A 24,289-nucleotide genomic window follows, 5' to 3' on the forward strand; every position below is an offset into this window, starting at 1 on the left:
AACACAAAATGACTTGAGTTCCCTTGTGGTTCTCAAGTCATTTTCCCATTTACTGGAGAGATGGCCCCAAAATCGGTCTTCGCTCCCTCCACCCCTAGTTGGGCAGCTATATAGTTTCTTCAAGCTTCTTCAGCCAAAGCTTGTTTACGAAGTTGTTTCGATAACAAATCGGCTTGCCTCACGATTTCGGGAATGCGGCTTTCCTTACCGACAAAGTGCTGAGTCAGTCTGAGCGCTGAAGGCAAATCAATGTAATTGCCCACAGACACATAGATGGGTTTGACGCCATCTTGGGTTCGGAGTACTGCTCCCACCACATCTCCCTGATCCTTGATCCACTCCACACTTCCTTGAGATTTTTGAGGTGAAGATAACCAATAAAGCGAGCCGAATTTTTGGCTCGCTTTATTGGTTGATATAGCGTTCACGGTATTCATGTTCCAGTATGCTCATGATGATAGAATCGTGATACTGATGATTGTAAAATAACGCCTCGCGCTGCACTCCTTCTTTTTTGAATCCCAATTTCTCATACAAGTGAATGGCTCGTGCATTAAACGCAAAAACATTTAATTCGATCCGATGCAAATTCAAGACGCCGAAAGCATAATCCAGCATAAGTTTCATTGCTTCCGTGCCATACCCTTTTCCTTGATGTGTTTGGTTTTGGATGGCGATGCGGATATAACAGCTACGGTTAATCGGACAGATCTCCAACAACTGGATGTCTCCAATCACTTCATCATTTTCAGTCAGAGCAATCAATAGAAGCACCCCGGATGAGTCTTGATTCTTGGCTTCGATATATTGTCGTATCTGTTCCAAGGTGAAGCTTTTTTGTGTACCGGTGAGCCGCCTTGTTTCTGGATCAAACAAAAAGCGATGGTACAACTCGGCATCTTCAACACTGACCGGACGCAGATAGACTTGCTTTCCTTCCAGAAAACGAATGGGTATGTGCATGGGGATTTTCCTCCTTTAACGATATTTACTATACAGAATTATTATCCTTTTGCAAATGTTTTTGTTGTAAATGGAAGAGTAGGCATTGTGATAGATGAGTTCAAAGCGACCACATAGGAAAATTCGTGCTAGGCTTCTTAGGAGGCGCTTCCTTTGAGCAAGCGGCAAGGATAAAAAGCAAGAGAATCAACGATAAAAATAAAGCGCTGTCTGTCAAGCATCGCCTCATTTTCATGCGGGAATTGAGGAAGTATAGAGGATAGAGAAATCCTAAACTGCGCATTGTGTTTTTTGATAAAATCTTACTTGCACTATAAGATCAGAAGCAACAAAATTTATTGAACCCGATCTCGCTTTTAACATGATCGAAAGGATGTTAAGCATGAGCGAATCTCATCAGGAGTATATCGTGATCTCGGGTGCCAGGGAAAACAATCTCAAAAACGTATCCTTGCGCATTCCAAAGCGAAAAATCACCATTTTTACCGGTGTGTCCGGTTCCGGCAAATCGTCGATCGTTTTTGATACCATCGCCGCTGAATCCCAGCGCCTACTGAACGAAAACTTCAGCATGTTCGTCCGCACCTTTCTGCCGCGGGTTCCGCAACCAGATGCAGACGCAATCGAGAATCTGAGCATGGCTGTGATTGTGGATCAGAAGCGGCTGGGTGGCGGTTCTCATTCCACCATTGGTACGATTACGGATATTTCTCCCATTCTCCGTCTGCTTTTCTCCCGAGTGGGTCAGCCTTATATTGGACATTGAATGAAGGGGCGATTTTGCTACCGGACTATTCGGTGAGCGGCTGGGAGTGGAATATCATCGCACAGACGGGGGAATTTGATCTCGACAAGAAGCTGAGCGATTATTCGGATGAAGAATTGGAGCGCTTGCTGTACGCCAAAGCAAGAAAAGTAAAGATGGATTTCGCAGGCAAGGCAACCAATATTACAGTGGAAGGCGTCATTGAAAAGTTCACCAACAAATACATTAAGCAGGATGTGAAAACCAAGTCCGAGCGCACACAAAAAGCTGTGGCGCCTTTTATTTCTGAGGGCACCTGTCCCAGTTGCCATGGCGCGAGACTCAGTCAAGCCGCACTCAGTTGCAAGATCAATGGACTCAACATTGCGGATTTGTCCTCCATGGAAGTCGGACAGCTCATCCATACCATCCGAGAAATCGACGATCCTGTTGCTGCGCCAATTATCAAGTCGCTGACGGAACGGTTGCAACATCTCGTGGATATTGGTCTTGACTACTTGACGCTGGATCGCGAGACGGATACATTGTCCGGCGGTGAGTCACAACGTGTGAAGATGGTGAAGCACTTAAGCGGCAGTCTGGTGGATGTCACTTACATTTTCGATGAGCCCAGCGTCGGCTTGCACCCCCGTGATGTGCACCGATTAAATGGGTTACTTCAGAAGTTGCGCGACAAGGGTAATACGGTGATTGTCGTTGAGCATGATCCCGATGTGATTAAGGTAGCTGATCATATTGTTGACGTCGGGCCTCATGCCGGTAGTCGCGGTGGCACCATTGTGTATGAAGGGAGTTTCCAAGGTCTGCTGGAGTCCGGTACACTGACAGGAACCTATATGAAACGGCCATTCCAGCTGAAGCACGATTGCAGGCAGCCATCCGGTAAGTTGTCCATCAAGGATGCCACACTGCACAACCTGCAGAAGGTGAGCGTAGATATTCCGACCGGAGTGCTGACAGTAGTTACAGGGGTCGCCGGATCAGGCAAGAGCACGCTGATTAACAAAGTATTTCTCAGCCAGTATCCGGATGCGATCGTCATCGACCAATCGGCGGTAGGCGTATCGACACGCTCAAACTCCGCGACCTATACGGGCATTATGGATGATGTGCGCAAGGCGTTTGCTTCTGCGAACAAGGTCAGTCCAGGCTTGTTTAGCTTTAATTCTAAGGGAGCTTGTGAGAACTGCAAAGGGTTGGGAGTTGTGTATACCGACCTTGCATTCCTCGACAGCGTGAAGTTGCCATGCGAAAAATGCGGTGGCAAACGCTTTAAGGATGAGGTGCTCGCATACAAGTTTAACGGCAAATCTATTGCTGAAGTGCTAGAGATGACTGTGGAGCAGGCATTGGAATTCTTTCAGCTAAAAGAGGTTGTGCGTAAGCTTCAGACGCTGAGTGATGTAGGGCTGAACTATATCACACTCGGACAACCACTCAGCACGCTCTCGGGTGGGGAATGCCAGCGCATCAAGCTAGCAAGCGAATTGCATAAAAAGGGCAACATCTACGTGATGGACGAGCCGACGACCGGCTTGCACATGTCAGATATCGGTCACCTGCTGGGGATTATGAACCGGCTTGTGGATGCCGGTAATACGGTGATTGTTATCGAACACAACCTCGATGTAATCAGCCAAGCGGACTGGATCATCGATATGGGACCAGACGGAGGCAGCAAGGGGGGGCAGGTGGTATTTGAGGGCACCCCTTCGCAGATAATCCATGCGGAGCAGTCGATCACAGGAAAATACTTAGGCAATGCATTAAGTTCATTTTAAGGAAAACAGATAAAAGAGAAGGCAACCTGTGATGAATGGTTGCCTTCCCTCAGATCATTCAGTTTTTGTTGTTCTTCTGGGCCAATCGGTCATATTGCATTCTGAACAGTTTGATAAGTTGAGGGAGATCTTGTTCTCCTTTGATCCAAAAACTCACCCAACCCGAATTGGGAACGACATGATGCGGTTCAGCCACCCCGGAAGCAACGAGCTCGTTGCGAATCGATTTGGGAAACGGGAAATCGGCGAGTTTTTCACCGTGCAGATGACCCAACTCTTTGTTCTGATAACGAAATTCTACGCCTCCAAACCGGTGGTCATGTTCGGTTACGCCTTCCCAGCTGAGCAATTCATGTCTCAACGCTTCGAGTATCATGAGTAACACCCTCCTTGAAGGAATGAATGATCTTGCTTAGTAAATCCATTCCCCTTCACAATATTTATAAAACTTAATATACGAAAAAATTTATTAATTATTGCATGGAGTTGCCCAAAAAAATAGAACCCGATGATGAACGGGTTCTTGCTTTATGGAAGAGATGCTTGATGGTAATAAAGGTGTTAGACGATGTTGGACAAGACCGATCTTTTGCGATCATGGCGGACCAGGTCTTCATATGTTTCCCGTTCCACCACCAAGTCGGCGATACCATCCCGAACAAAGACGACGGCAGGGCGGCGGAGGCGATTATAGTTGCTGGCCATGGAATAGCCATAGGCTCCGGTGGAGAGAACCGCAAGGATGTCTCCGCTTGTTACTTGCGGCAGATCGATATCCCAAATAAGCATATCTCCGCTTTCGCAACATTTGCCCGCAATCGAGACGGTTTCAGTTGCCACCATCGACGCTTTATTGGCCAGTAGCGCTTCGTACTTCGCTTGGTAAAGGGCGGGCCGGATGTTATCGGTCATGCCTCCGTCCACCGCCACATATGTGCGAATCCCCGGAATCTGCTTGATTGAGCCTACGGAGTAAAGGGTTGTGCCAGCATTCCCCACAATACCGCGGCCCGGTTCAATCCAAATTTCCGGGTTTGGCAAGTTGCGTTTGGCCCAAGCAGCTGCCACCTCTTGCGTAATCGTTTCTACGAAGGTTTCGATTTCCACCGGATCATCTTCATCGGTATACCGAATGCCAAAACCCCCGCCCAAATTAAGCACCTTCACTTCATAACCGGTTTCTTGCCGCACGCTGTCCAAAAATTCCCGGATGACCTTGATCGCTTCAACAAATCCAGTGGTATCAAAAATTTGCGATCCGATGTGGACATGAATACCCAATAGATTGAAATGCGTTTTTGCTAATGCCTGCCGGATTGCAAGCATCGCCTGCCCATCAGCCACACCAAACCCGAATTTCGAATCTTCTTGGCCGGTGGAGATGTATTCATGGGTGTGCACTTCAATCCCTGGCGTGAGGCGAAGCATCACATTGACTTGTATGCCGGATGCGGAAGCCAAATCATGGAGTAAAGCCATCTCATAAAAGTTGTCCACAACATAACAGCCTACGCCTGCTTCAAGCGCCATCCGCAATTCTTCTTCCGATTTGTTGTTGCCGTGAAAATGTATGCGCTCGGCGGGAAATCCAGCTTGGAGAGCGGTGTACAATTCTCCGCTTGAGACCACATCCAAAGAGAGATTCTCTTCGGCTGCCAGTTGCGCCATCGCGATGCAACTGAACGCTTTGCTGGCGTAAGCGACTTGAAAAGCAAATCCGCTTTGTTCGAATGATTTGACAAAACGGCGGCTGTTTTCCCTGATCAATGCCTCGTCATAAACATATAGTGGCGTTCCAAAGGTTTTAGCCAATTCCACCGTATCGCATCCGCCAATGGTGAGATGGCCTTGACTGCCAATGTGACTCGTGCCGGTTAAGCGCATAAAAAAACCTCCTAATCAGCAATAGATATTAGGAGAGTATAGTCGGGCAATTAAAAATACCATCTGACTATAGACGGCATCCCTTATCAAAACCGCACCATAACCATATCTCCTGAAGATAGCACACCACGCATATTAAATGAATATGCGTGACAGTTCTGCCCCTGTTCGGGTACAGACCCAGCATCCCTGCCCAGAGAATGCAGGGAAACTTCGGCGACTTTTCCTTTCCATGGCCGTCACTGATCTTCTCTGGATCTCAGGTCATGTACTAATAAAAGTCGCAACCTCTACCTCATCAAAGCCATGATGAGGTTTTGTTTTATGCAGTTGTCATTTAATGTGTCTTAGTATAGCATGCTATGGCGACGGTGTGAAGGGGAAAACTGATTCTTTACAATCCTTTTAATGCATATTCACTGTAACAGCAGAGTGTGGCTTGGTGGAATAGAAAAATCAACATAGCGATAGTCTGTTACAATATGGTTGGAATGAGCAAAGAAAGGGGCATAATCATGCATCAATGCACAACGCTGTTGTCTGCCATCTCCATTCAGCATCCGATTATCCAAGCACCAATGGCTGGAGGAGTGACGACTCCCAAATTGGTGGCAGCCGTGTCAAATGCCGGTGGGCTCGGGTCATTGGGCGCTGGATATTTGTCCCCATCGAAACTGCGCGCGGAGATCAAGCAGATCCGCAGGCTGACATCCAAACCCTTCGCCGTCAACCTCTTTATCCCCGAACAGCCAACGCATGTAGATGAAAAAAGCTTAACGGAACTCGTCGGCCAGCTCAAGCCGATTTGTGATGAATTGGGGATAGATGCGGAACAACTGACGATCGCTTATCAGGATCTGTTTGACGAGCAATTTGCCGTCGTCGTGGAAGAGCGGGTTCCTGTCTTCAGTTTCACTTTTGGTCTGTTGCCTTCCGAAAAGATTGAACAATGCAAAAAAGCAGGCATCTTTGTCATGGGCACTGCCACTACGGTGCATGAAGCCATACAATTGGAACAGCTCGGCGTCGACGCCGTTGTGGCGCAGGGGAGTGAAGCCGGCGGGCACCGAGGCACGTTTGCCCACGCTTATCACGAGGCCATGATTGGCACCATGGCGTTGGTTCCACAGGTGGCTGATCACGTCAAGGTGCCAGTTGTCGCCGCTGGTGGGATTATGGACGCTAGAGGAATTGCTGCCAGCTTCGCTTTGGGGGCTTCTGCGGTGCAGATGGGAACGGCGTTTATTCCATGCGAAGAGTGTGGAGCCCATCCATTATATAAACAAGCGCTTATCGCATCGACCGAAGATCGCATTGCCGTGACTTCGTCAATTACTGGGAAAGCAGTGCGCGGCTTGCGCAACAAGCTAATGGATTTAACTGAACAGTTGCCTGAGACGTTGCCGTATCCATTACAGCATGTTTTGACACAACACATCCGCAAAGCAGCAGCAGAGCAATTGCGGCCAGAGTGGATGTCGATGTGGGCGGGGCAAGGCATCCGGTTGGCAAGACAACAGAGCGCCCAGGAACTGGTAAATCGATTAGCCCAGGAAACAGACAGTATCATCAGAATGTTGAAACTATAGATAATAAACAAATTAAATGGACAAAAATAACAAACTGCAATCTATCTCAGATCAGTTTGCAATATAAACAGGAAGAAATTGAAAGGGGATGTCTCTGTACAGAGACATCCTGATTTACATCAATTCATCCAGACGGTCCAACTCTTCATCCTTTTGATCATTGACAACGTGTGTATAAATCTGGGTTGTGTTGATGGAGGAATGGCCCAAAATCTCTTGCACTACGCGAATATTGGCGCCGTTGGAGAGCAAAAGGGTAGCCAGTGTGTGACGCAATTTATGTGGCGAAATGTTTTTCGCTTTGGGAGGCAAATCCGCTTCTTTCACATATTTGTTGATGATTTTATTGATGGAGACGCGGCTGATCCGACCGCCATTCCGATTTAAAAACAATGCTGATTCATGTCCTGTTGCCGGGGTAGGCCGTACTGCTATGTAATCCTTGAGGGCAGTGGTGGCGGTGTTGTTCAGTTTTAGCATCCGCTCTTTGTTCCCCTTACCCAAAACAACGATGCGAACGGTCTCTTTCTGTTCTTGAATGCTGGTTGTATCGAGGCGCACTAATTCGGATACGCGCAACCCGGTATTAAGAAAAATGAGGAGGATAGCCAGATCCCGATACCGCAGCCAGCTCAAGCGCTTGTAGTTTCTCATATCGAAGAAGTCATGGACGCTGTGGACCAAACGCAAGGCTTCATCATGCGTTAAAAAAACGGGAACGCGCTGTTTATTGCGGGCACGTAATGTCACATCCTCAAACTCAGTCATGGGGTTGCGATCTAGTGCTCCGCATTTAACCAAATACCGAAACAGGGATTGGAGCGAAGCCCGTTTGCGATTTTTGCCCGCATGCGAATTCTCCCGCACCTGTACCGTTTCTACAAGTCTTCCATTGATCTTCCTGGTTACTTTGCGCTCATACCCATGTTCGATATAACGAAAAAAGCGCTTGATCGTTCGACCGGTCACATCTTCAAGCTCGTGCCCATGTTCTTCCAAATAATCAAAAAACAGTTTAAAGTCATATACATACGCCGCGACTGTTTCGATGGAGCGGTCGGCGCTGATCATCTCCAATATGTACTCTTGGACGTCTTCAGGAAGTTCCATGGCTAAGCGATTGATATTTTCTGGTAATTTGCGTGATAAGTATTTCATCGTTGCTTCACTCCGGTGTGAATTATGATAAAAAATAGGTTGGTATGTTTGGAAAAGAAGTCAAAAATGAAAAATCAGGGAGACCCATGGGATTCAGACGAAAAATAAAAGGCCTTTTTGATCGCTATTGGTTTACAAAATTGAACTAACCACTGAAAACCTTGGCATTCTTGGGTTTTCTGCTTCCCTCCGATTAATTTTTCGTATGGTTTTGTAACGAAACGGGGGGAAGCGAGAAAAACCTCATGAATAACATCCCTCCTTCATTCTTCTTGTCAAGTGGTCGACCTTGCGATAGCGACAAAGGCAAGGTGGTTGTAATCCGATTTTTCACTCCGCAAGGGAAAACGACTTGCAATGACGATGCCACAACAGGATTTGTAACCCTGGCAGATGGTTAAAGGAGCTATTTTTTTGTCATATAGGTTAACGAAACGATTCTTTCGTTAACCAACTATTATTATAGTAAAATCGAAGCAGAAGATCATTGCTTTTCTTGTTGAATTCACAATAAATATATAAAATGAATCGTTTGTAAATATTTTGTAGATCAGAGGGAGAATTCCATCCGTTGCAATTTGAAAATCAATCGGTACCCCAAAGACTCATACAGGCGAATGGCGGGGACATTGTCATCAAACACATACAAGTACACATCTGAAGAGTATTCTCTCGCTCGGCGGGTCAGTTCCGTTGTGATGATCCGCCCCCAACCTTGCCTTCTTCGGCTCACTGTTGTCCCGATGTTGCCAAGTTCGACATAGACCGAATCAAAAAGATGATACCCGCCAACCGCAACGAGTTCACCTTCATCAAACACGCCATAAAAAGGAAGGTTGTTTAACTCTTCTTCAGTAAAAGCCATGGCATCAATTTCTTTCATCCTAGATTTAACCAAATCAAAATAGCGTGGTTCTATGCGGACAACCCTGTGATCCGCAGGAGTGAGACTCGCAAGGTCGATATGTTTCATCAAATTCAACACTTTTTGGGGCGAGTCGGAACCAAGCTGCGATGAGAAGATGGGCGCATCTTTTTCTGGAACGAAGGTACTCCCGACGTCTCCATCGGGAAGATTTAGTTCTTCCTTGAGATAAGTCAGCAGGGAGCGGATACAAACCTCTTCCGAAAATAACACATACGAAAAAGCATGAAACGGCAATCCATACAGATAGGCCAGCACGCCCAGTAAGCGGCCATCTGATGAGAATTGGCCGTAATGGACTGTTTGTTGCCGTCTGACCGTGAGATAAGTGAAGTATAGCAGATTACTTTCTTTATCGATCTTCGTCAATAATTCATCCAGCTCTTTCGGTTGTAAACGTCTATGATACATACACTCATTCTCCTTTCAGCATGATTATGACACAGATTGTCGAAATCGCAATCATCGCTTACGATAGAGAGGCAGTTCTCTTGATCAGGAGGTTGGACAGTTGATATTAAAATTCAGGGTTTGGCACATTCCGCTGCACATACTTCTCTTTGCAGGATTGTTTTTTGGGATGCACCAATGGCAGGAAATAAGGCAATACGAAAAGGGGGCTTTGTATTTCTCTGGAGACGTAATCGGCTATATCTTTTTATTTGCGCTAGCCAGCGTGGCACTGTTCTTTTCCCTCTATTGGAACCGGCGTACACGGATGTTTTGGCTGATCGTCGGCATCCTCATATTGTTGTTTGCGGGCTTCAAGTATTATCAAAATTTCGATTATGGCACACGGGTGGACCACCAAAAAATCACTGTGAACGACCAAGATTACGCATGGTCCGACATCAAGTTGGTGACTGTGGATTGGACCGGCAAAGCCTCCGCGAGAAACCTGTATTTTGAATACACCCTCACCTTCAAAGATGGATCGTCTATCGATCTGTTGAGCGAGGAGTTCGATGCCGCGAAAATCAACATGATTCACGAAAAAGTCCTCCAATCTGAGATCCCAGTCGTTGTACGAACTCCGCTCAATGAGAAGGTGATCAAGCGGATTGAACGGTCTTACAGTAAGGAAGAGGCCGATTTGCTTAAACGCCTTTTCACCGTTGACAAATGAAGCTATGCAGGATAAAATGCAAACACAAAAGATCAAGGCACGCCTTGATCTTTTTTAAAACAATCGAATGGTAGAAAAGTCTCGGAGCTGCCAATTTCCGAAACATCACTCTTTTATTCATATTCAAACAGAAAATGTCATATGTAATATTTTCTATTAGACTGATACAGATTAAACAACATGATATAATCGATTAAATAACTACTATCGGAGTGAACAATATTCATGAGTATTGATCAGAACATCTTGAATCATCTGTATAAGTCTCAAAAAAAAGAACTCCCGTATCAACCCGGGGACAGAGTGCAGGTTCGCATCACTAAGTTGGTTGATTACGGCGCGTTCGCAGTGACAAAAGACGAGCACATGGCCTCAGGCTTGATTCACATCTCACAAATTCCTGAACACTTTGAACTACATACCCAGCAAATCATTGAAGCGGAAATTCGCCAAGTCAAAGAAGATAATAAGCTGGAGCTCAGTCTGGCGCATCATGACAAAAAGGAAAACCCCTTTCAAGTATTGGCCAGTATCAAAGCTCCCTTACCTGAACAGCAACCGCCTGCGGATGAAATTCAGGAAATCATCCAATATCTTTCCAAAGAATTCGGTTTAGTGTCGGAAGAGTCCAAACAAAAAGTGGAAGCGATGGTGCGGAAGATGGGCGTGTTTCATTTTACCATGGCCATGATGAAGGCTTTGCCCACATTTAAGCGGGACCTGGTGCATCATTTTCTTAAGGAGATGGAACAAAGGGGGAATCATCTTTGACCCGGTTCGTTTTCACTTCACCCGCCATCTGCGGGAACGGGTAGAGGAAAGATTGAGGAAAAAGCTTTCTGGCCATGACATCCACCAATTGATTCGAGAGAGCCAGGTCATATTGCAGACAGCAGACCATCTGTACCTTTATCATCCGGGCGAGAACATCCGTTTTCCGTGCATCAAAGACGGCGACCAGTGGGTAATCAAATCCGTCATGATCCATGGAATGTGGATGGAAGCAAAATAAATGATCAAAGCAATCAAAAGCCGTGCATTCTCGTGCAATGAATGCACGGCTTTTGATTTGTTGTACGCTTATACTTGCTTTCAAAGGGGGATAAAAATGGATTGGGTTAATAAGATGAACGATGCGATTACTTATATTGAAGATCACATCACAGAAGATATTTCTTACTCAGAAGTAGCCAGAGTTGCCTGTTGTTCCACTTATCACTTCCAACGCATGTTTTCATACATCACGGATGTGCCCCTGTCAGAGTACATACGTCGCCGACGCTTGACCTTGGCAGCATTTGAATTGCAGAACAGCAGCATAAAAGTGATCGATTTGGCGCTTAAATACAACTATGATTCGCCGGAAGCGTTTACCCGCGCATTTCATGCCCTACATGGCCTAACTCCAACTGAGGCGAGAAAAGCCGGAACGAAATTGAAAGCATACCCCCGTATTTCCTTCCAACTGACCATCAAAGGAGTGACTGAATTGAATTACAGGATCGAAACGCTAAGCGGATTTTCAATCGTAGGAATTCGCGAACGCATCCGTACCCAAGACGCTTTTCACACTGTGCCTCAGATATGGGCTGGTGCAACAGAGCAAGGTCTTTTGACAAAACTGTGGGAAATGCGTATGAACGATCATGCATTGCAAGGGATATTGGGCGTTTGCGCTGATGGTGACTTTGGCGAGAATGAAGAGTTTGACTATATTATGGCTGTCGTCTCCGATCAAACTCCGCCGAAAGGGATGACCTCCTTGAATTATCCGCCAACCATGTGGGCTGTCTTTGACATGGACGGGCCACCGGAAAGATTGCAAGAAATCTGGAAGCGTTTGTACACCGAATGGGTTCCGACTTCAGCATATGAACTGGCTCATTTGCCGGCAATCGAATGCTATCTTCCAAGAGAGGAACATCGCAATGAGCTTTGGGTTCCCATCGCAAAGAAAGGGAATAGATGACTGTATTCATACTCATTGAAGAACGCAAAAAAGGCTTCTGTCCAATTGGAGGACAGAAGCCTTTTCATCACTTCGCTGCGGGAAATTCATGTTTCAATCCACGAATTTCCTTCATACCATGGGCCGGCTTGCCTACCGGTTGTTTTGGTTTGCCAGCGATCTCTTTGATGAGATTGACCACGAGCGTGCCAGATTTCTTCAGCATATCTTTTTGGATTTTGTCCAATGTATCCTCATCGCTGTGATAATAGGGATCTTCAGATACATGAACGAAAGCGACGGGAATGCCGGCATCTTCAAAAGGAGCATGGTCACTTCTGGTTGAATATCCGCGTTCATACGGCAAGTTGAGTTCATCCGCCAGTTTTGCAGCGTGATCAGCTACAAAGGACTTGGCATCAGGGGAAGCCGTGAGAATGTTAAAGGTGTCTCCAACGCCAACCATATCCATGTTGACCATGCCGACAATGTTTGCTTTGTCTTTGTCTTGCAGAGATTGAACATAATACTCCGAACCAACCAACCCGGCTTCTTCCGCACCAAACGCAATGAATTTCACATTCATGTTAAGCTTTTTATGAGAAAGAGCACGGGCCACTTCCAACATGGTGCTGGTGCCGGAGGCGTTATCGTTTGCGGCTGGAGTGTCTACCCCGTCATAATGGGCGCCCAGTATCAATGTTTTTTTGGTGGAAGCCTTTTTGGAGGCTTTAAGCGTGCCGATCACATTTTGTGAGTAGGTATCCAAGATTTCTGTTTTCACTTTCATGGTGACAGACACGCGCTTCCCGGCAGCGATCAACTCTTGCAATTGTTTCCCGTCCACATCCGACAACCCGATGGCAGGAATATCTGTTTCTTGGCCAAGTGTACCGCTTAAAGCGCCAGACACATTGTTATACAAGATTGCGCCAATCGCTCCAGCTTTAGCAGCATTTTGTACTTTCTCGTAGAATGTCAATTCTCCGCGTTGAATCAAAGCGATTTTCCCTTTGACATCAATTCCGGCAAAATCTTCCGGCTTGCCCAAACCAGCGAAAGCTACTTCAGCTCTAAGGCCCTGTTCGGGCGTGCTCGGGGAGTAAGTGAAAGTTTTGGCTTCGATGGTTTTATTTTCAGGGGAATGCAAGGTCAATTCTTGCCCATGGCTAATGAACGTTTTGAACGGGAATTTTTGTATTTTTACATCCAATCCCAATTTACGAAAACGCTTGGCAATTTCCGCCGCAGTTCGATGTTCCCCTTCCGTTCCGGCGACGCGGGCATTGTCACGGTTGGACATCCATGCGATGTCGCGATATATGCGATCTCCAGATATGTTTTGTTGTTTAGCCTTGGCAGGAACAGAAGCTTGTGGAAGGGTGAAAGCAGTCCCAAATACAACCACAGAGGAAAGCAAGAGGGACATCCCTACTTTGAATGTTTTTATTTTCATTCAATATCACCTTTTATTTTTTATTAACTGTATTCTATCAATATTTATAAAACCCTCTTTTCGTTATATATTTTCAAATATTAAGAATAAAAAATAAAAAGCGAGCGCACAACAAATGTTTGCGCTCGCTTTCCAGTTAGTGAACCATCAACCCACAATCGTCACATCGCGCGCAGAGACGACCATGCGCTGAGGTGCATTGCCGCGACAGGAAATCAACGTAGCATCCCCATAAGGATTCACATCGGCAACATAGACGCGGAGGGGAGTGACCGACACTCCACGAATAACAACATTCACAATTTGACCAACATACATGCGCAATGTTTCCGGGGCGACTCGAAAGGGGGAGCGGGGTGGGAATTGTTCCACATACCCATCATCGTCTGCATAGACGAATTCATCATCGACTTCCGAGTAATACGGATCATAATCATCATAGTACATCGTTGGGACTCACTCCTTTTATCCGTGAACCTAGTTCATGATATTCAACACCCCAACCAGTTGCGCAATATTGATTGCCCATAATGACAAGGATGGGTGTTTGTCTATGCAGAACTATTTATGATGAAATAAATTTATTTGTAAAGGGAGAGTGTTATGTCATTAAAAACAGGTCGAATCATTGCGCTTGCCAGTTGCATCGTGGTCTGCACTGTCTTTTCCAGCTCTGTTCCCACTCAGGCGTCAGGACAATCTGACATGCTAGTTCGCGATGGAGCGACCCAGCCCATTTATTCCTATAAGAACGCCATCCGCGAAAAAGGGTATGTGGAGGCTCCGAAGGACAGCGATCACGACGGCGAGCCTGACCGCATAGCAATCCAAATCATGCGGCCTAACACGGACAAAAAAGTACCCGTCATTTATGAAATCAGTCCCTATCGGTCGAGACTTAATGATGTTCCCAACCACAATGTCGATGTTGAATTGCGCCCTGTAAAAGGCAAGCCCATGGGTGAGCCGGATCAAACGCAGCCGTTTTCTGGTTATTATGATAACTATTTCGTGCCGCGCGGTTATGCCGTCATTTTAGCGGAAAGTGCCGGAACGGGCCTGTCGGGAGGCTGCCCGACATCCGGGGCTCGCAACGAGACTATCGGCGCCAAAGCAGTGATTGATTGGCTAAATGGGCGAGCCAAAGCGTTTGACGAAAGTGGAAAACCGATGGTCGCTGACTGGACCACCGGCAATGTCGGGATGATTGGCGTTTCATATAATGGAACCTTGCCTAATGCTGTTGCCACCACCGGTGTGAAAGGACTTAAAACGATCGTTCCCATCGCCGCCATTAGCAGCTGGTATGATTATTACCGGGCCAACGGCGCTGTGGTGGCACCAGGCGGTTATCAAGGCGAAGACGCCGATGTGTTGGCAAAAGCCGTCTTGACCAGGAAAAACCCCGCAGTCTGCCAAGAGATCATTTCATCTTTGGAGCGATTGCAAGATCGGGTGACCGGTGATATGAATGCTTTTTGGCATGAACGGGATTATGTTAAACATGCCAGTAGGGTGAAGGCCAGTGTATTCGTGGTGCATGGTTTGAATGACTGGAACGTTAAAACCAAGCAATTCGCCAGATGGTGGGACGCTTTGGCCAAGCACAAGGTTCCGCGAAAAATTTGGTTGCATCAAGGCGGGCACCTCAATCCGTTCAGTTTTCAACAACAAGCGTGGCTCTCTACCTTGCACCGTTGGTTTGATTATTGGTTGTATGAGATTCCCAATGGGATTATGAAGGAGCCGATGGCCAGGATCGAACGCGCTCCGGGCAGTTGGGAACAACATGCCACTTGGCCTGACAAAAAAGCCGAAAAGGTGCGGATGCCGCTTGGGGCGGGCGGAAAATTAGGGAAACCAAGCCACGGCCAACCCAAGCGCTTGGAAACCCTGATCGACGATCCCAAACGTACAGCCGAACAACTGGTCTCCAATCCGGAATCGCCATCCCCCAACCGCTTAGCTTATTTGGGAGCTCCATTACAAAAAGACATCCGTATCAGCGGAACACCCAAAATCCGAATTCGCGCCAGCATCGATCGGCCTGTCGCCAATCTTACCGCATTGTTGGTGGATTATGGGACGGACACCCGGGTAGACTACCAAAAAGGATTAGTGCGGACAGATCAGCGCATCTGCTACGGCCAAGGAGTTCCGGGAGATGATGGATGCGCCTACCTATACCAGCATCAGACCCATGTCTCTTCATTTGAAATTGTGACCCGCGGCTGGTTAGATCCGCAGAATCGCATCTCTGACAGCAAAGCAAAACCGGTAATCCCCGGAAAAGAATACACCTTTGAGTGGGATTTGCAAGCTGACGACTATGTGTTCAAAAAAGGCCACCGCATCGGCATCGTGTTAGTGTCAAGCGATCATGACTTTACCATTCGACCCACGGGCGGGACAAAGATCACGATTAACCCCGCAAAAAGCCAACTCATTCTGCCTGTGGTGAAGTGAAGAAGTGACACCCGCGGATATAGCGAAAACACACCGGGCATCCTACCTCCAAAAAGGAGGGAAGGCAACCATGTCCAAAAAGCAAGCGAAAGACAACAATGGGCAACGGAAAGTAAAAGTGAGCGGTGGCGAAGGGCGCAATGGTCGGTTGAGCCAGTTTAAAAATCATACACAACCGGGTGACCCTTACGCTCGCGATTATATGTCCCGTTCGGATGAGACCTGAACCCAATAAAAACAGGCCAGTGGAATTGCTGGCCTGTTTTTATTTGCAAACGGCAACTTGCAAGAACCATCTAATTCGATTACCATCTAATTAGATGTTCATCAAATTAGATGGAGATGAAATCATTTGCAACTTGACCGTTTGGTTCAATTTCACAAGACTTTAGCTGATCCCACCCGAATTCGCATTTTATCTTTATTGGCCCAAGGCCCTCTTCATGGGCAAGCGTTGGCTGGGAAATTGGGTTTGACCCCGTCGACGATTACCCATCATGTACGAAAATTGCGCGAAGTCGGATTAGTCTTTGAAAGAAGGAACAAAAACTCACTGTATTTACATTTGGATGCCAAAGCATTGCAGCAAAAGGCGCAGGCGATTACCAAGTGGGTGAATACACCCGACAAAAAGGAGAGAGGGGAATTGGAGCAAATCCGATGGGAAGTCATCCGGAATTTCTTCACTGCCGATGGAAAGCTGACACATCTCCCAGCAAAACATAAGAAAAAGCTGATCGTGTTGGAATATCTCATCAAAGACTGGAAAGTCGGTGTGAAATATCCAGAAAACGAACTGAATGAATACATTAAAAAGTTTCACGATGATTATGCGACAATTCGGCGGGAATTAATCATCAACCATTTCATGTATCGGGAAAACAGTATCTACGAATTAAATCCGCCTGACATGTGGAAAACATTTTAGACTCAGCAAAGAATCCGGATTATTCATCCGGATTCTCCAGTTCTTCAATCAGCTCTTCAAAATCGGCAATGAGGTTGCTCAAGGTATATGATTTATCATGATTCATGGCATCCAACCGATCGGCTGCGCGGTGGAGGATCTGATTCGCTTGCTTCAAGTCCTGAATGGACAGATCCAATTGATAACGTTTGTCCACGGGAAAACACCTCCTATGCATAGTATTTGAAAAGAGCCTATGTATCAATATACCATAACTTTCCTAAACACAACCCCCATGACTTTAGGGCCATGGGGGTTGTGTTTATTTATAGGATTTGACGTACTCTTGCAGGAGAGTGGCCGCCCGGGCTGTCCCTCCCGCCGCCAATAACTCTTTTTTCATTTGGGCCAGGTTTTGTTTGATAGAAGGCTCTGTGTGCGCGACAGCGACAGCTTCCCGCAATGTTTCCACTGACACGTCAGAGGGTGAGAGCGTCATACCGAGTCCCAGTTTTTTGACGCGTTCGGCTACCAAAGGTTGATCGGAGCTTTGTGGAATTACAATAGGAGGTACCTCATACCACAATGACTCCATGGTGGAGTTCATGCCACCGTGCGTGATAAACACTTGGGACTGTTTTAGCACTTCCAATTGCGGGACAAAGTTGCGGATGACGAAGTTATTAGGTGTTGGTTCCAATGAATCAATGTTCGTTCCCGGACCGACGTTCATAATCACTTGCCATTCGGTATCAGCAAATGCTTCCATGCATGTGAGATAAAATGAGGTATTGGAAAGAATGGAACCTAAAGAGATGTACATGATGGGGCGATCAGGATCCAAAGTGGTGTCTAAGCCGGGTTGGTTTGGCCGCTCGGTGATCTGTGGACCGACAAATGCGAAGTTATTGCCAAGTGTTTCGGAATCCGGTTGGAACACTTTAGGAATCATGACAAGGTTAAGACCATCATTGGCACAAAAAAACTCGCGTAATTTTGCCATGACCACCTCATCGTTTATAATGCGGGCTCTCTGTTTCATGAACACCGACTCTTCTGTCATCGCAAAGCTACTGAAATAGGCGACCGAGGGAATTTGGAGGGTTTTCAGCAGTTCTTTGGCCCAAACGCACATATGATCATACACGATCAGGTCTGCTTCTTCGCTGACGAGAGGCTCAAGTAGTTCGTGTGCCTGCTCTTTTTGTGATTGAAGAATCTGCAAGGCCAACTTCATAAATTTGTCTGGGTCATTAAGCATGAAGATGCTGTGTTCTTTGACAACATGCGCTAGGCTGAATTTTTCAGGAATCGGTTGATATCCCGCGCCGATAGCTTCCACGGTATTCCGGAATTCGGGTATTGTAAAAAAAATCGCGCGCTCACCGCGACGCACCAATTCTTTGGCTATGGCCAGACTAGGATTCATATGCCCATGAGCAGATTGGATTAAAAAAAGTACTTTCATCCGACACACCTTCTTATCAGTGGGATTTAACACCAAAAAGTTAATATTTACCTTTGCCCTACACGATTAGATTATATGACCCGGTTGGTGGGTTCAATGAATATCTACTGAACATTCCGTATACAAAAAGTAAACATCCGCATTCTCCGCTTGCCGAAAAGCTAAGCGAAGAATGCGGGTCCATCTAAAGACTAAACTGGTTTAACATGCTGAAGAACTCACCGATAAAGTCATAAAACAATTGTTCAGAAGGGGGCAATTTGCGCTTTTTGGGAATGATTACGCCCACAGTCCGGGCTAATTCCGGTTCGCTGATAGGGATTTTGACAGTGTCGCGCGGAGTGCTGTCGATCAAAGTTACTTCCGGCAACAGCGTCACCCCGAGTCCGGTTGCGACCAATCCTTTGATGGCATCAATGTCTTCCCCCTCGAAGGCCACTTTGGGCTGAAACCCCATTTGATGGCAAGCGTTGGCCACCAATTGGTACAACACAAAACCTTTGGGAAACAAGACAAACGACTCATCTTTGAGCTGGCTCAGTCGCAGAGCAGGATGGTCGGCAAGCGGATGGTGAGATGGCAACAACGCAACAATCTTGTCAGAAAAAAATATATGGCCTTCCACTTCTTTTACATCCGTGGGCACAGGGGCGATAAAGGCGATATCTACTTCACCGTTGATAACAGAGTCGATAAGATGATGATACGCGCCTTGCTTAAGTTGAAACCCGATGTTGGGATATTTAGCCCGAAACGCGGAGATAACCGTAGGCAGAATATAGGCGGCCAAACTACTCGGAAACCCCAGGCGGATAGAACCTTTGGCCGGATCAAGATATTCTTCGATTTCTTGTTTGGCTTTTTCTATCTCTCGCAAAGCCTTTTGCGCGTGGGTGAGGAATATCTTGCCCAAAGGCGTCAATTTCACGTTTCGCCCTTCCCGAGTGAAGAGGGCAACCCCCAATTCCGACTCCAGATTGGCGATTTGCCGGCTGACCGCTGACTGCGCTACATGAAGGGCGTGTGCGGCCTCAGTCACATGCTCGCGCTTAGCGACTTCAATGAAATATTGAATTTGTCTTAATTCCATCCCAGCCCCTCCCCTTTTTTATCCATCTCAATATGCGATCAATTTAATCGGAAATATATATTGTTAATATAATTATACAAATATAAAATGACAATACATCTTAACGTGATATTTCCTAACAAACGCGCCAAAAACAAATCTTCACAAGGGAGTGAAGAATGATGAGTCATAATCATACAGAGTTGCCAAGAAAACAAGGGCTTTATGACCCCGCATTTGAACATGACGCTTGCGGCATCGGATTTGTGGCCAATCTGAAGGCGAAAGCCTCCCATGACATCGTTGAAAAAGGATTGCATATCTTGTGCCAGCTGACCCACCGCGGCGGGGAAAATCACGCAACGGGAGACGGATCGGGTATCATGGTGCAAATCCCGCACCAATTCTTAAAGAACCAGTGCGCTAAGATCGGCATCTCGTTACCGGAGGCAGGGCAATATGGAGTCGGCATGTTGTTTTTGCCGCATGAGCCATCACTTCGCACCACGTATGAAAAGAAATTAGAGCGAATCGCGATGGCGGAAGGGCAAACCTTGCTGGGATGGAGAACGGTACCGGTAAATCATCAGAACATTGGAGAAACGGCTCGAAAAACACAACCGGTGATACGCCAAGTCTTCATCGCAAACAGCCAAGGATTGGACCCATTGGCTTTTGAACGGAAACTTTATGTGATTCGCAAGCGAATGGAGCGGGAAGCAGGAGAAGATTTTTATGCAGCTACGCTGTCCAGCCGCACCCTCGTATATAAAGGGTTATTAACTCCCTCGCAGTTGGGTGAATTTTACCCCGATTTGCAGGACCCTCTATTTGCATCCGCCTTCTCGATGGTGCACAACCGCTTTAGCACCAACACCTTTCCGAGTTGGAAGCGGGCACACCCCAACCGCTACTTGTTGCACAATGGTGAAATCAATACCTTGCGCGGGAATGTGAATTGGATGCTCGCCAGGGAAAAGATGTTTCAATCGGATGTCTTCGGGCAGGATTTGGACAAGATTTTCCCCGTATTGGACATGGAGGGTACTGATTCGTCGATTTTGGACAATTGCTTTGAATTCATGACCTTATCCGGGCGGTCTTTGGCCCACACCGCAATGATGATGATCCCCGAACCTTGGGAACATGATGGGCAAATGAGCGAAGCGCGGCGTTCATTTTACGCTTACCACAGTTGCCTGATGGAGCCGTGGGACGGACCCACCGCCATCGCTTTCACGGATGGTACCCACATCGGCGCCCTATTGGATCGCAACGGACTCCGTCCGGCGAGATATTACGTCACTTCTGATGATCTGGTGATCTTCTCTTCTGAAGTCGGTGTAGTGGACGTGCCTGAAGAGAAAGTGGTGCGCAAAGCCCGTTTGCAACCGGGGCGCATGTTGTTGGTGAGTTTGGATGAGGGGCGCATCATTGATGATGAAGAATTGAAAGAGCAAATCGCTGCGGAAGCACCATATGGTGAGTGGTTGCGTCAGCATATGGTCGAGTTGAACGACCTGCCGGGGCAATCGGAAGTCAAAGAGCTTGCTACAGAAGAACTTGTGCGTTTGCAAAAAGCTTTTGGTTATACCTATGAGGAGATAACTAAAAATTTGGCGCCCATGGTGACGGAAGGAAAAGACCCCGTTGGCGCGATGGGGAGCGATACTCCGCTTGCGGTCCTGTCTGACCGGCCACAACTATTGTATAACTATTTTAAACAATCTTTCGCCCAGGTCACCAATCCGCCCATTGACGCCATTCGTGAACAATGCGTTACATCCACGACAACGCTACTTGGGGCGGAAGGCAATCTGCTAAAACCTGCACCGACTCATTGTCGTCGCATCCGACTATCTACCCCCATCCTTGCCGATGAAGAATTGGGCAGGGTGGCCGGCAACACTCATCCGGCATTTAAAATAGCCTCCCTGTCGATGTTGTTTCCCGTGTCAAGACAGCATGAGTTGGCGGATGTATTGGATGAATTATTTAACCATGCGGATGCAGCGATCGATGAAGGGGCTACCTTGCTAATCCTGACAGATCGTGGAGTGAATGAAAAATATGCGGCCATTCCGGCATTGCTGGCCGTCAGCGGTTTGCATCATCATTTGGTGCGCAGAGGAACGAGAACCAAAGTAAGCTTGCTTGTTGAATCGGCAGAACCGCGCGATGTGCATCAGTTGGCTATGCTGCTCGGATATGGAGCGGACGCGATCAACCCGTACCTCGCCATTGCCACTTACAATCAGATGATCCAGGATGGCGCGTTGCCTGGAATCACCCATGCGGAAGCAGTGCGTCGCTATATTACGACAGCGACGGAAGGCATCGTGAAAGTGATGTCCAAAATGGGTATTTCCACCATCCAAAGTTATCGCGGGGCACAGATTTTTGAGGCGATCGGCATTGGCAAAGAGGTGATTGACACTTACTTCACCCGTACTTCTTCACAAATCGGTGGGATTCAACTGGATGTGATCGCGCAAGAAACCGTCATGCGCCACGCTCAAGCATTCGATCCGCATGGTGAAACATCGTTGGAAGCGGGAAGCGAATTACAATGGCGCCGCAATGGGGAACCCCATGCCTACAATCCGCTGACGATCCACACCCTGCAGCAAGCGTGCCGCCGCAATGACTATGCGTTGTTTAAGAAATTCACGAAAATGGCCAACGATGAACATTTACTCTTCCTACGGAGTTTATTTGCATTCAAACCAAACCGGCCATCTATTCCGATTGAAGAAGTGGAACCAGTCGAATCAATTGTGCGTCGCTTCAAGACCGGAGCCATGTCATACGGTGCCTTGAGCCAAGAGGCGCATGAGGCGTTGGCTATCGCGATGAATCGTCTCGGAGGCAAAAGCAACAGCGGAGAGGGAGGCGAAGACCCTCGCCGGTATCAAGTGGATGCCAATGGCGATTCACGGCGCAGCGCGATCAAACAAGTGGCCTCAGGGCGTTTTGGAGTGAATAGCCATTATTTGGTCAACGCAGATGAGATACAAATCAAGATGGCGCAAGGGGCCAAACCAGGCGAAGGCGGACAATTGCCAGGCAACAAGGTGTACCCATGGATCGCGGAAGTGCGCGGTTCCACTGTAGGAGTAGGGCTGATTTCACCCCCACCACATCATGACATTTACTCTATTGAAGACCTGGCGCAATTGATCCATGATCTCAAAAACGCCAACCCCCAAGCGCGGATCAGCGTCAAATTGGTTTCCAAAGCAGGGGTAGGTACCATCGCCGCAGGGGTGGCCAAAGGACTGGCAGACGTGATTGTGATCAGTGGACATGACGGAGGAACGGGCGCTTCTCCCCGCACCAGCATCAAACACGCGGGGATGCCATGGGAGTTGGGCTTGGCGGAAGCACACCAAACGTTGCAATTGAACCAACTGCGTGATCGTGTTGTGCTGGAAACGGACGGAAAGATGCTGACAGGCCGAGATGTGGTGATGGCTGCCCTTTTGGGAGCCGAAGAATACGGTTTTGCTACAGCTCCTCTCGTGGTACTCGGTTGCGTGATGATGAGGGTATGCCACTTAGATACCTGTCCGGTGGGGGTTGCGACACAGAATCCGGAGCTGCGCCGGAAATTCATGGGTGATCCTGAGCATGTGGTGAACTACCTACGCTTTGTCGCGCAAGAAGTGAGAGAGATCATGGCGGAGTTGGGTTTCCGCACAGTGGAAGAAATGGTTGGGCGCACAGATGTGTTGACGGTGAGTGACCGGGCCAAATCACATTGGAAAGCCAAACACTTGGATTTGTCGCCGATCTTCTATCAACCACAACCCGCAACGGAGAGCAACGCGGAAGGATCGACCCCAGCCGTACAAGATCATCATTTGGAAAAAACACTTGATTGCCAACAACTGCTTCCCTTGTGTCAACCGGCTTTGGAACATAGGACGCCAGTGAAGGGAGAATTTACGGTCAACAACAATCACCGGGTAATAGGAACCATTTTGGGCAGTGAAGTGACTAAGCGATATGGTGAACAAGGGTTGCCGGAAGACACCATCCACCTGTCATTCAAGGGGTCGGCAGGACAGAGCTTTGGCGCGTTTATCCCCAAAGGGATCACCCTGAATATTCAAGGCGATGCCAACGATTATGTCGGCAAAGGGTTGTCTGGTGGCAAAATCATCGTGAAAACACCATCCTCATCTCCATTCAACGCGCATGAGAACATCATCATTGGTAACGTCGCTTTCTACGGCGCCTCCTCTGGTGAAGCATATATTAACGGGATGGCGGGCGAACGTTTCTGCGTACGCAACAGCGGGGTGCATGCTGTTGTCGAAGGCATCGGAGATCATGGTTGCGAATACATGACCGGGGGCCGGGTCGTTGTTTTGGGATCAGTCGGGAAAAACTTCGCCGCGGGCATGTCTGGCGGAATCGCTTATGTCCTCGCCGAAGAGATGGAACGGTTCTACGCCCATTGCAACCAAGAAATGGTCTTGTTGGAACGTTTGGTTGACAAGGAAGAAATCGAGCAAGTGCGGGAAATGATCGCCAAGCATGTGCGTTACACTCATAGCCGCCGCGGTCAATCTGTACTGGCGGAGTGGGAAAAGCATGTGCCGAAGTTTATCAAAGTGATCCCCCGCGATTACAAGGCGATGAAGGAAGCCATTGAAACATTGAAACAAACCGGTTTATCTTTGTCCGAGGCGAAGGTGACAGCGTTTAACCAGCTGAAGAAACAGCGCGATCAACAAGTGAAAAACCATGTGCTGGTCACGACAGGATAGGAGGGAGA

At 47.5% G+C, this 24,289-nt stretch carries 20 protein-coding genes, 1 pseudogene and 1 riboswitch; of the genes and pseudogenes, 10 read left to right on the top strand and 11 right to left on the bottom strand.

Going from position 1 to position 24,289, the window contains the following annotated elements; translation table 11 throughout:
- Positions 1 to 119 precede the first annotated feature (119 nt).
- Together CLV36_RS06140 and CLV36_RS06145 are read right to left on the bottom strand one after the other, a co-directional pair.
- On the bottom strand, positions 120 to 437 hold the full coding sequence (locus CLV36_RS06140; RefSeq protein WP_106342045.1) for an endonuclease V: 318 nt from the start codon (positions 435 to 437) through the stop codon (positions 120 to 122).
- Entirely contained in the window at positions 406 to 963 is a 558-nt protein-coding gene (locus CLV36_RS06145; protein WP_102992449.1) for a GNAT family N-acetyltransferase, read from the bottom strand. Before CLV36_RS06145 ends, CLV36_RS06140 begins: the two co-directional genes overlap by 32 nt.
- Before the next feature lie 382 nt (positions 964 to 1,345).
- Here CLV36_RS06145 and CLV36_RS06150 point away from each other — a divergent pair.
- Positions 1,346 to 3,510, top strand: a pseudogene (locus tag CLV36_RS06150) (ATP-binding cassette domain-containing protein).
- Positions 3,511 to 3,568: 58 nt separating this feature from the next.
- Here CLV36_RS06150 and CLV36_RS06155 read toward each other — a convergent pair.
- Both CLV36_RS06155 and lysA read right to left on the bottom strand, forming a co-directional pair.
- A complete protein-coding gene (locus CLV36_RS06155; protein ID WP_106342046.1) occupies positions 3,569 to 3,886 on the bottom strand; it encodes a luciferase domain-containing protein in 318 nt (105 codons plus the stop codon).
- Positions 3,887 to 4,071: 185 nt separating this feature from the next.
- Positions 4,072 to 5,394 (bottom strand): diaminopimelate decarboxylase, encoded by a 1,323-nt coding sequence (lysA, locus tag CLV36_RS06160; RefSeq protein WP_106342047.1) that lies wholly within the window; start codon positions 5,392 to 5,394, stop codon positions 4,072 to 4,074.
- A 111-nt stretch (positions 5,395 to 5,505) separates the two neighbouring features.
- A riboswitch (Lysine riboswitch) is annotated at positions 5,506 to 5,695 on the bottom strand.
- 214 nt (positions 5,696 to 5,909) lie between these two features.
- Between lysA and CLV36_RS06165 the strand changes: the two genes are divergently transcribed.
- Entirely contained in the window at positions 5,910 to 6,983 is a 1,074-nt protein-coding gene (locus CLV36_RS06165) for an NAD(P)H-dependent flavin oxidoreductase (RefSeq protein ID WP_106342048.1), read from the top strand.
- A gap of 114 nt (positions 6,984 to 7,097) precedes the next feature.
- Here the strand turns inward: CLV36_RS06165 and CLV36_RS06170 are convergent, their stop codons facing one another.
- Complete coding sequence (locus CLV36_RS06170; RefSeq protein WP_054096315.1) at positions 7,098 to 8,141, bottom strand: tyrosine-type recombinase/integrase; 1,044 nt, start codon at positions 8,139 to 8,141, stop codon at positions 7,098 to 7,100.
- A 550-nt stretch (positions 8,142 to 8,691) separates the two neighbouring features.
- Entirely contained in the window at positions 8,692 to 9,477 is a 786-nt protein-coding gene (locus tag CLV36_RS06175; protein ID WP_106342049.1) for a GNAT family N-acetyltransferase, read from the bottom strand.
- 169 nt (positions 9,478 to 9,646) lie between these two features.
- Here CLV36_RS06175 and CLV36_RS06180 point away from each other — a divergent pair, with 169 nt between their 5' ends.
- The 4 genes from CLV36_RS06180 (at position 9,647) to CLV36_RS06195 (ending at position 12,161) form a co-directional block, all read left to right on the top strand.
- Positions 9,647 to 10,192 carry a hypothetical protein gene (locus tag CLV36_RS06180; protein WP_146130602.1) on the top strand — a complete coding sequence of 182 codons (546 nt, stop codon included), beginning with the start codon at positions 9,647 to 9,649 and terminating at the stop codon, positions 10,190 to 10,192.
- Between the two features lie 225 nt (positions 10,193 to 10,417).
- On the top strand, positions 10,418 to 10,963 hold the full coding sequence (locus tag CLV36_RS06185; RefSeq protein WP_106342051.1) for a S1 RNA-binding domain-containing protein: 546 nt from the start codon (positions 10,418 to 10,420) through the stop codon (positions 10,961 to 10,963).
- Positions 10,964 to 11,015: 52 nt separating this feature from the next.
- The gene (locus tag CLV36_RS06190; RefSeq protein WP_022738269.1) at positions 11,016 to 11,204 is read left to right on the top strand and encodes a hypothetical protein; all 189 of its coding nucleotides are present in this window, start codon (positions 11,016 to 11,018) and stop codon (positions 11,202 to 11,204) included.
- 96 nt (positions 11,205 to 11,300) lie between these two features.
- On the top strand, positions 11,301 to 12,161 hold the full coding sequence (locus tag CLV36_RS06195; RefSeq protein WP_106342212.1) for an AraC family transcriptional regulator: 861 nt from the start codon (positions 11,301 to 11,303) through the stop codon (positions 12,159 to 12,161).
- Between the two features lie 67 nt (positions 12,162 to 12,228).
- On the opposite strand, the gene CLV36_RS06200 is transcribed toward CLV36_RS06195, so the two are convergent.
- Together CLV36_RS06200 and CLV36_RS06205 are read right to left on the bottom strand one after the other, a co-directional pair.
- Positions 12,229 to 13,596 (bottom strand): M28 family peptidase, encoded by a 1,368-nt coding sequence (locus CLV36_RS06200; RefSeq protein WP_106342052.1) that lies wholly within the window; start codon positions 13,594 to 13,596, stop codon positions 12,229 to 12,231.
- 147 nt (positions 13,597 to 13,743) lie between these two features.
- A complete protein-coding gene (locus CLV36_RS06205) occupies positions 13,744 to 14,043 on the bottom strand; it encodes a hypothetical protein (RefSeq protein ID WP_022738264.1) in 300 nt (99 codons plus the stop codon).
- Between the two features lie 156 nt (positions 14,044 to 14,199).
- On the opposite strand from CLV36_RS06205, the gene CLV36_RS06210 reads away from it, so the two are divergent.
- The 3 genes from CLV36_RS06210 to CLV36_RS06215 all read left to right on the top strand — a co-directional run bounded on the left by CLV36_RS06210 (position 14,200) and on the right by CLV36_RS06215 (position 16,990).
- The gene (locus CLV36_RS06210) at positions 14,200 to 16,062 is read left to right on the top strand and encodes a Xaa-Pro dipeptidyl-peptidase (RefSeq protein ID WP_106342053.1); all 1,863 of its coding nucleotides are present in this window, start codon (positions 14,200 to 14,202) and stop codon (positions 16,060 to 16,062) included.
- 70 nt (positions 16,063 to 16,132) lie between these two features.
- Complete coding sequence (locus CLV36_RS17195; RefSeq protein ID WP_170176049.1) at positions 16,133 to 16,288, top strand: hypothetical protein; 156 nt, start codon at positions 16,133 to 16,135, stop codon at positions 16,286 to 16,288.
- Positions 16,289 to 16,414: 126 nt separating this feature from the next.
- Complete coding sequence (locus CLV36_RS06215; RefSeq protein ID WP_106342054.1) at positions 16,415 to 16,990, top strand: DUF2087 domain-containing protein; 576 nt, start codon at positions 16,415 to 16,417, stop codon at positions 16,988 to 16,990.
- 19 nt (positions 16,991 to 17,009) lie between these two features.
- Here the strand turns inward: CLV36_RS06215 and CLV36_RS17200 are convergent, their stop codons facing one another.
- The 3 genes from CLV36_RS17200 to gltC form a co-directional block, all read right to left on the bottom strand.
- Complete coding sequence (locus CLV36_RS17200; RefSeq protein ID WP_154986678.1) at positions 17,010 to 17,186, bottom strand: hypothetical protein; 177 nt, start codon at positions 17,184 to 17,186, stop codon at positions 17,010 to 17,012.
- Positions 17,187 to 17,291: 105 nt separating this feature from the next.
- Positions 17,292 to 18,437, bottom strand: a complete 1,146-nt coding sequence (locus CLV36_RS06220) for a nucleotide disphospho-sugar-binding domain-containing protein (RefSeq protein WP_102992462.1) — start codon at positions 18,435 to 18,437, stop codon at positions 17,292 to 17,294.
- A 184-nt stretch (positions 18,438 to 18,621) separates the two neighbouring features.
- Positions 18,622 to 19,527, bottom strand: a complete 906-nt coding sequence (gene gltC / locus CLV36_RS06225) for a glutamate biosynthesis transcriptional regulator GltC (RefSeq protein ID WP_054096313.1) — start codon at positions 19,525 to 19,527, stop codon at positions 18,622 to 18,624.
- 161 nt (positions 19,528 to 19,688) lie between these two features.
- Between gltC and gltB the strand changes: the two genes are divergently transcribed.
- Positions 19,689 to 24,281 (top strand): glutamate synthase large subunit, encoded by a 4,593-nt coding sequence (gene gltB / locus CLV36_RS06230; RefSeq protein WP_106342055.1) that lies wholly within the window; start codon positions 19,689 to 19,691, stop codon positions 24,279 to 24,281.
- The last annotated feature ends 8 nt before the right edge of the window (positions 24,282 to 24,289 follow it).

It is taken from the genome of Laceyella sediminis, assembly GCF_003003125.1.
GTDB classification, from domain to species: Bacteria; Bacillota; Bacilli; order Thermoactinomycetales; family Thermoactinomycetaceae; genus Laceyella; species Laceyella tengchongensis.

Bases quoted from the DNA above. Each gene is read 5' to 3' on its own strand.
- CLV36_RS06175 (WP_106342049.1), bottom strand. From the start codon at position 9,477: ATGTATCATAGACGTTTACAACCGAAAGAGCTGGATGAATTATTGACG.
- CLV36_RS06220 (WP_102992462.1), bottom strand. From the start codon at position 18,437: ATGAAAGTACTTTTTTTAATCCAATCTGCTCATGGGCATATGAATCCT.
- gltB (WP_106342055.1), top strand. From the start codon at position 19,689: ATGAGTCATAATCATACAGAGTTGCCAAGAAAACAAGGGCTTTATGAC.
- CLV36_RS06170 (WP_054096315.1), bottom strand. From the start codon at position 8,141: ATGAAATACTTATCACGCAAATTACCAGAAAATATCAATCGCTTAGCC.
- CLV36_RS06155 (WP_106342046.1), bottom strand. From the start codon at position 3,886: ATGATACTCGAAGCGTTGAGACATGAATTGCTCAGCTGGGAAGGCGTA.
- CLV36_RS06185 (WP_106342051.1), top strand. From the start codon at position 10,418: ATGAGTATTGATCAGAACATCTTGAATCATCTGTATAAGTCTCAAAAA.
- CLV36_RS06210 (WP_106342053.1), top strand. From the start codon at position 14,200: ATGTCATTAAAAACAGGTCGAATCATTGCGCTTGCCAGTTGCATCGTG.
- CLV36_RS06145 (WP_102992449.1), bottom strand. From the start codon at position 963: ATGCACATACCCATTCGTTTTCTGGAAGGAAAGCAAGTCTATCTGCGT.
- CLV36_RS17195 (WP_170176049.1), top strand. From the start codon at position 16,133: ATGTCCAAAAAGCAAGCGAAAGACAACAATGGGCAACGGAAAGTAAAA.
- CLV36_RS06195 (WP_106342212.1), top strand. From the start codon at position 11,301: ATGGATTGGGTTAATAAGATGAACGATGCGATTACTTATATTGAAGAT.
- gltC (WP_054096313.1), bottom strand. From the start codon at position 19,527: ATGGAATTAAGACAAATTCAATATTTCATTGAAGTCGCTAAGCGCGAG.
- CLV36_RS06165 (WP_106342048.1), top strand. From the start codon at position 5,910: ATGCATCAATGCACAACGCTGTTGTCTGCCATCTCCATTCAGCATCCG.
- CLV36_RS06205 (WP_022738264.1), bottom strand. From the start codon at position 14,043: ATGTACTATGATGATTATGATCCGTATTACTCGGAAGTCGATGATGAA.
- CLV36_RS06140 (WP_106342045.1), bottom strand. From the start codon at position 437: ATGAATACCGTGAACGCTATATCAACCAATAAAGCGAGCCAAAAATTC.
- CLV36_RS06200 (WP_106342052.1), bottom strand. From the start codon at position 13,596: ATGAAAATAAAAACATTCAAAGTAGGGATGTCCCTCTTGCTTTCCTCT.
- CLV36_RS06180 (WP_146130602.1), top strand. From the start codon at position 9,647: ATGCACCAATGGCAGGAAATAAGGCAATACGAAAAGGGGGCTTTGTAT.
- lysA (WP_106342047.1), bottom strand. From the start codon at position 5,394: ATGCGCTTAACCGGCACGAGTCACATTGGCAGTCAAGGCCATCTCACC.